We start from the raw sequence: 5,184 nt of genomic DNA, 5'->3' as shown, positions 1-5,184 counted from the left end.
GCGCGCGCGGCCCGGTGCGCTGCGCGGCCTGCGTCATGCGGTCGCGGTCCCAGGCCACGCTGGCAGCGCCGACGAGACTCGACACGACCAGCGCAGCCGCACCCAGGCGCCGCAGCCAGGGCCGGTCCGGTGGGTGCTTCAGGGCAGTGGGCCGCTCGGGCATGTTCGGGCGCATCGACGACTGGTTCTCGTCCGTTCTCCGGAGCCCTTGAGGCGACAGTGACGCCAACGCGGTCGCAATCTGTTGCAAAGCTGCGCTGGCGTGCAGTTCAGCCGTGAAAAACTTCGTGCAAACGATCACCGGGCGCAGAGGGGTCGTCAGTCCTCACTACACTCGGCGGGGTTTGAGATCCGACAAGTCTGCGCCGCTCGCCGGCCTTCGACCATGCACCTGACACCGAAAGCGATCTGCGCCGCCGTGGCCCTCCTGTTTGCCAGCACGGCAAGTGTTGCCCAGAACGCCGATCCGCTGCGGGCCGCGGCCGAGAAGGCCGTGCAGACCAACCCCGAGGTGACGGCGCGCTTCAACGCCTACCGTGCCGCCACCGACGCGGTGGACGTGGCGCGCGGCGGCTTCCTGCCCCGCGTCGACCTGAACGCCAGCGCCGGCCGCGACAACGACCGCATCACCGGCCGCCTGCCCGACGAGAACCAGTCGCTCAACCGCAGCCAGGTCGGCCTGAGCCTGACCCAGCTGCTGTGGGACGGCATGGGCACGCGCAAGGAAGTCGACCGGCTGTCTCACGAGCGTCTGGCGCGCTACTTCGAGCTGCTCGAAGCCACCGAGCAGACCGTGCTCGAGGCCTCTCGCGCCCATTACGACGTGCAGCGCTTCCGCCGCCTGGTGCAGCTGGCCGAAGACAACTACGTGCAGCACCGCTATGCGTTCACGCAGATCCAGTCGCGCGTGAAGGCCGGCGTGGGCCGCGGTGTCGATCTGGAGCAGGCCAACGCGCGCCTGGCCCTGGCCGAATCCAACCTGACCACCGAGCTGGCCAATCTGCACGACGTGACGGCGCGCTACCAGCGCATCGTCGGCGAGCTGCCGCCGGCGCAACTGCCGCCGCTGTCGTCGCTCAAGCAGGGCGTGCCGGCCAGCGCCGGCGAGGCGGTGACCAGTGCGCTGCGCAACAGCGCCGCCATCAGCGCCAGCATCGAGGGCCTGCGCGCCGCGCGCCAGGCGGCCAGCGGCCGAGAGGCCGCCTACCAGCCGCGCGTCGAGGCCCGGCTGCGGGGCGCCGGTGGCCGCAACGTCGACGGTGTGGAAGACCAGAAGCGCAACGGCTCGGCCGAGATCGTGCTGAGCTGGAACCTGTTCAACGGCGGCGCCGACCGTGCCCGCGTGCGCCAGCAGGTCGGCCTGATGAACCAGGCCGCCGACGTGCGCGACCGCGTCTGCCGCGACACCCGCCAGGTGGCGGCGATCGCCTTCAACGACACCCGCAAGCTCGCCGAGCAGCTCGTCTACCTCGAGCGCAACACGCTGGCGATCGAGAAGGCGCGCGACGCCTACCGCCAGCAGTTCGACATCGGCCAGCGCAGCCTGCTCGACCTGCTCAATGCCGAGAACGAGGTCTACACGGCGCGGCGCGCCTACGCCAATGCCGAGCACGACCTGGCGCTCGCCTACGCTCGCACCCACGCGGCAATGAACCGCCTGGGCACCACGCTGGGCATCGCGCGCACCGACCAGCTGGCCGACGAAGCCGCCGGCTGGACCGCAGGCGACGACGCACCGGGCCGCTGCCCGGCGGCAGTGGCCGAGCTGGCCACCACCGACCGCGCCGCGCTCGACGCACGCGCCGAGGCACTGTCGCGCAGCGCGCCCGCGCCGCGCTAGCCCGGGTCCGGCGCCGGGCCGCCCCAAGCCGGTCGGCGCCCCTCGGGGGCAGGAGCGCAGCGACTGGGGGGCTCTACTTCTTGACGGGCGGAAGGTCCGTGCAAGCGCCCTCGAAGGCCTCGGCCGCCAGGCCGATGCTCTCGCCCAGCGTCGGGTGCGGGTGGATCGTCTTGCCGATGTCCACCGCATCCGCGCCCATCTCGATGGCCAGCGCGATCTCGCCGATCATGTCGCCGGCGTGCGTGCCCACGATGCCGCCGCCGACGATGCGGTGCGTCTCCTCGTCGAACAGCAGTTTGGTGAAGCCCTCGTCGCGGCCATTGGCGATGGCGCGGCCGGAGGCCGTCCAGGGGAACAGACCCTTCTTCACCTTCAGGCCCCGTGCCTTGGCCTCGTCGTCCGTGACGCCCACCCAGGCCACCTCCGGGTCGGTATAGGCCACGCTCGGGATCACGCGGGCGTCGAAGGCCGCCTTCTCGCCCGCCGCGACCTCGGCCGCCACGTGCGCCTCGTGCACCGCCTTGTGTGCCAGCATCGGCTGGCCGACGATGTCGCCGATGGCGAAGATGTGCGGCACGTTGGTGCGCATCTGCACGTCCACCGGGATGAAGCCACGCTCGCCGACGATCACGCCGGCCTTCTCCGCGCCGATCTTCTTGCCGTTGGGCGTGCGGCCCACGGCCTGCAGCACCAGGTCGTAGACGCCCTCGCTCTTCGTCCCGTCCAGGCCCTCGAACATCACGCGGATGCCGTCCTTCGTCGCCTCCGCGCCGACCGTCTTCGTCTTGAGCATCAGCTTGTCGAAGCGGTGGGCGTTCATCTTCTGCCACACCTTGACGAGATCGCGGTCGGCGCCCTGCATCAGGCCGTCGAGCATCTCGACCACGTCGAGCCTCGCGCCCAGCGTCGAGTACACCGTGCCCATCTCCAGGCCGATGATGCCGCCGCCGATGACGAGCATCTTCTTCGGCCGCTGGCGCAGTTCCAGCGCGCCGGTGCTGGTGACGATGCGCGGGTCGTCCTTCGGAAGGAAGGGCAGCTTCACCGCCTCCGACCCGGCGGCGATGATGGCCTGCTTGAAGCGGATCGTCTGCGTGCTGCCGTCCTTGGCGAGCACGACCTTGAGGTGGTGCGGATCGGCGAAATCGCCGGTGCCCTGCACCACCGTGACCTTGCGCATCTTGGCCATCGCGGCCAGGCCACCGGTCAGCTTGGAGATGACCTTTTCCTTGTGCGCCTTGAGCCTGGCCAGATCGACCACCGGCTCGGCGAAGCTGACGCCCAGCGCCTCGAAGTGCTTCACCTCGTCCATCACCGCGGCCACGTGCAGCAGCGCCTTGGACGGGATGCAGCCGACGTTCAGGCACACGCCGCCGAGCGTAGCGAAGCGCTCGACGAGCACCGTCTTCATGCCCAGATCGGCGGCCCGGAACGCGGCCGAGTAGCCGCCGGGGCCGGCGCCGAGCACGAGCATGTCGCACTCGAGGTCGGCACCGCCGGCGTAGCTGGCCGCCGCAGGCGCCGCCACGGGCGCGGCAGCGGGAGCGGCCGCCGACGGGGCTGGCGCCGGTGCCGCAGCCGTGCTGGCCGCGCCGGCCGCCTCCAGCGTCAGGATCAGCGAGCCTTCGCTGACCTTGTCGCCGAGCGCGACCTTGAGCTCCTTGACCACGCCGGCGTGCGACGAGGGGATCTCCATCGAGGCCTTGTCGCTCTCGACGGTGATCAGCGACTGCTCGGCCTTGACGGTGTCGCCCGGCTTGACGAGCAGCTCGATGATGGCGACGTCCTTGAAGTCGCCGATGTCCGGAACCTTGATGTCGATGAGAGGCATCGGCGGCTCCTTACAGCATCACCCGGCGGAAGTCCGCGAGGACCTGGCCGAGGTAGGCGTTGAAGCGGGCCGCGGCCGCACCGTCGATGACGCGGTGGTCCCAGGACAGCGACAGCGGCAGGATCAGGCGCGGCGCGAACTGCTTGCCGTCCCAGCGCGGCTCGGTGCTGCTCTTGCACACACCGAGGATCGCCACCTCCGGCGCGTTGATGATCGGCGTGAAGTAACGCCCGCCGATGCCGCCCAGCGAGCTGATCGAGAAACAGCCGCCGCTCATCTCCGCCGGCGAGAGCTTGCCTTCGCGCGCCTTGGCGGCGAGCTCGCTCATCTCCTTGCTGATCTGCAGGATGCCCTTCTTGTCGGCGTCCTTGATCACCGGCACCACCAGCCCGTTGGGGGTGTCGGCGGCGAAGCCGATGTGGAAGTACTGCTTGAGCGCCAGCTGCTCGCCGTCGAGCGAGGCGTTGAACTCGGGGAACTTCTTCAGCGCCGCGACCGAGGCCTTGATCAGGAAGGCGAGCATCGTGACCTTGGTGCCGCTCTTCTCGTTCTCCTTGTTGAGCTGAACGCGGAAGGCTTCGAGCTCGGTGATGTCGGCGTCGTCGTGGTTGGTGACGTGCGGGATCACCACCCAGTTGCGGTGCAGGTTGGCGCCGCTGATCTTCTTGATGCGCGAGAGGTCCTTGCGCTCCACCGGGCCGAACTTGGCAAAGTCCACCTGCGGCCAGGGCAGCAGGCCGGGGAAGGCACCGCCGCCCGCAGCGCCTGCGGCAGGCGCCTTGGCTTTCTGCGCCTGCGTCTGCACCGCGCCGCTCATCACGCCCTTGACGAAGGCCTGCACGTCTTCCTGCGTGATGCGGCCCTTGGGGCCGGAGCCCTTGACTTCCTCCAGCGGCACGCCGAGTTCGCGCGCCAGGCGGCGGATGGTGGGCGAAGCGTGAGGCAGCGAGCCCTTGGGCGCCGTCGGTTCGTGGGCCGGCAGCGCGGCCGTGGGTGCCGGACGGCTGGCGGCAGGCGCGGCGGCAGCGGCAGCCGCCGCCGGCGCGGAGGCCACCGGGGCCGCCGCGGCGCCGACCGCCTCGACGATCGCCACCACGCTGCCCTGGCTGACCTTGTCGCCGAGCTTGACCTTCACTTCCTTCACCACGCCGGCATGCGACGACGGGATCTCCATCGAGGCCTTGTCGCTCTCGACGGTGATCAGGCTCTGCTCGACCTTGAGAGTGTCGCCGGGCTTGACGAACACCTCGATCACGGCGACCTCGGAGAAGTCGCCGATGTCGGGCACCAGAACCTCGACCAACCCGCCGGCCACAGCGGGCGCTGCAGCCACTGGCGCCGCAGCCGCAGGCGCGGCAGCGGGAGCCGCGGCCGCAGGGGCCGGTGCGGGGCCGCGGCCGCGGCGCCTTCGGTCTCCAGCAGCAGCACCAGCGTGCCTTCGCTGACCTTGTCGCCGATCCCGACCTTCAGCTCCTTGACCACGCCGGCATGCGACGACGGGATCTCCATCGAG

General features: G+C 70.4%; 2 protein-coding genes and 1 pseudogene. 1 reads left to right on the top strand and 2 read right to left on the bottom strand.

Translation table 11 applies throughout. The annotated features are described in order from the left end of the window. Nucleotides 1-418: 418 nt before the first annotated feature. Nucleotides 419-1,840 carry a TolC family outer membrane protein gene (locus AB7U92_RS21475; protein WP_428581852.1) on the top strand — a complete coding sequence of 474 codons (1,422 nt, stop codon included), beginning with the start codon at nucleotides 419-421 and terminating at the stop codon, nucleotides 1,838-1,840. 73 nt (nucleotides 1,841-1,913) lie between these two features. On the opposite strand, the gene lpdA is transcribed toward AB7U92_RS21475, so the two are convergent. Together lpdA and aceF are read right to left on the bottom strand one after the other, a co-directional pair. Next, nucleotides 1,914-3,671, bottom strand: coding sequence for a dihydrolipoyl dehydrogenase (lpdA, locus tag AB7U92_RS21470; RefSeq protein WP_428581849.1), 1,758 nt, complete (start codon nucleotides 3,669-3,671; stop codon nucleotides 1,914-1,916). Between the two features lie 10 nt (nucleotides 3,672-3,681). Next, nucleotides 3,682-5,184: pseudogene (gene aceF, locus AB7U92_RS21465) on the bottom strand (dihydrolipoyllysine-residue acetyltransferase); the annotation flags it as partial.

Source organism: Piscinibacter sp. (genome assembly GCF_050175855.1).
In the GTDB taxonomy this organism is placed as follows: Bacteria; Pseudomonadota; Gammaproteobacteria; order Burkholderiales; family Burkholderiaceae_C; genus Piscinibacter.
The sequence above is the reverse complement of the archived record's forward strand: the minus strand, read 5'-3'. Positions and strand labels throughout refer to the sequence as shown.

Excerpts from the sequence above, each read along its gene's own strand:
- lpdA (WP_428581849.1), bottom strand. The coding sequence starts at position 3,671 with ATGCCTCTCATCGACATCAAGGTTCCGGACATCGGCGACTTCAAGGAC.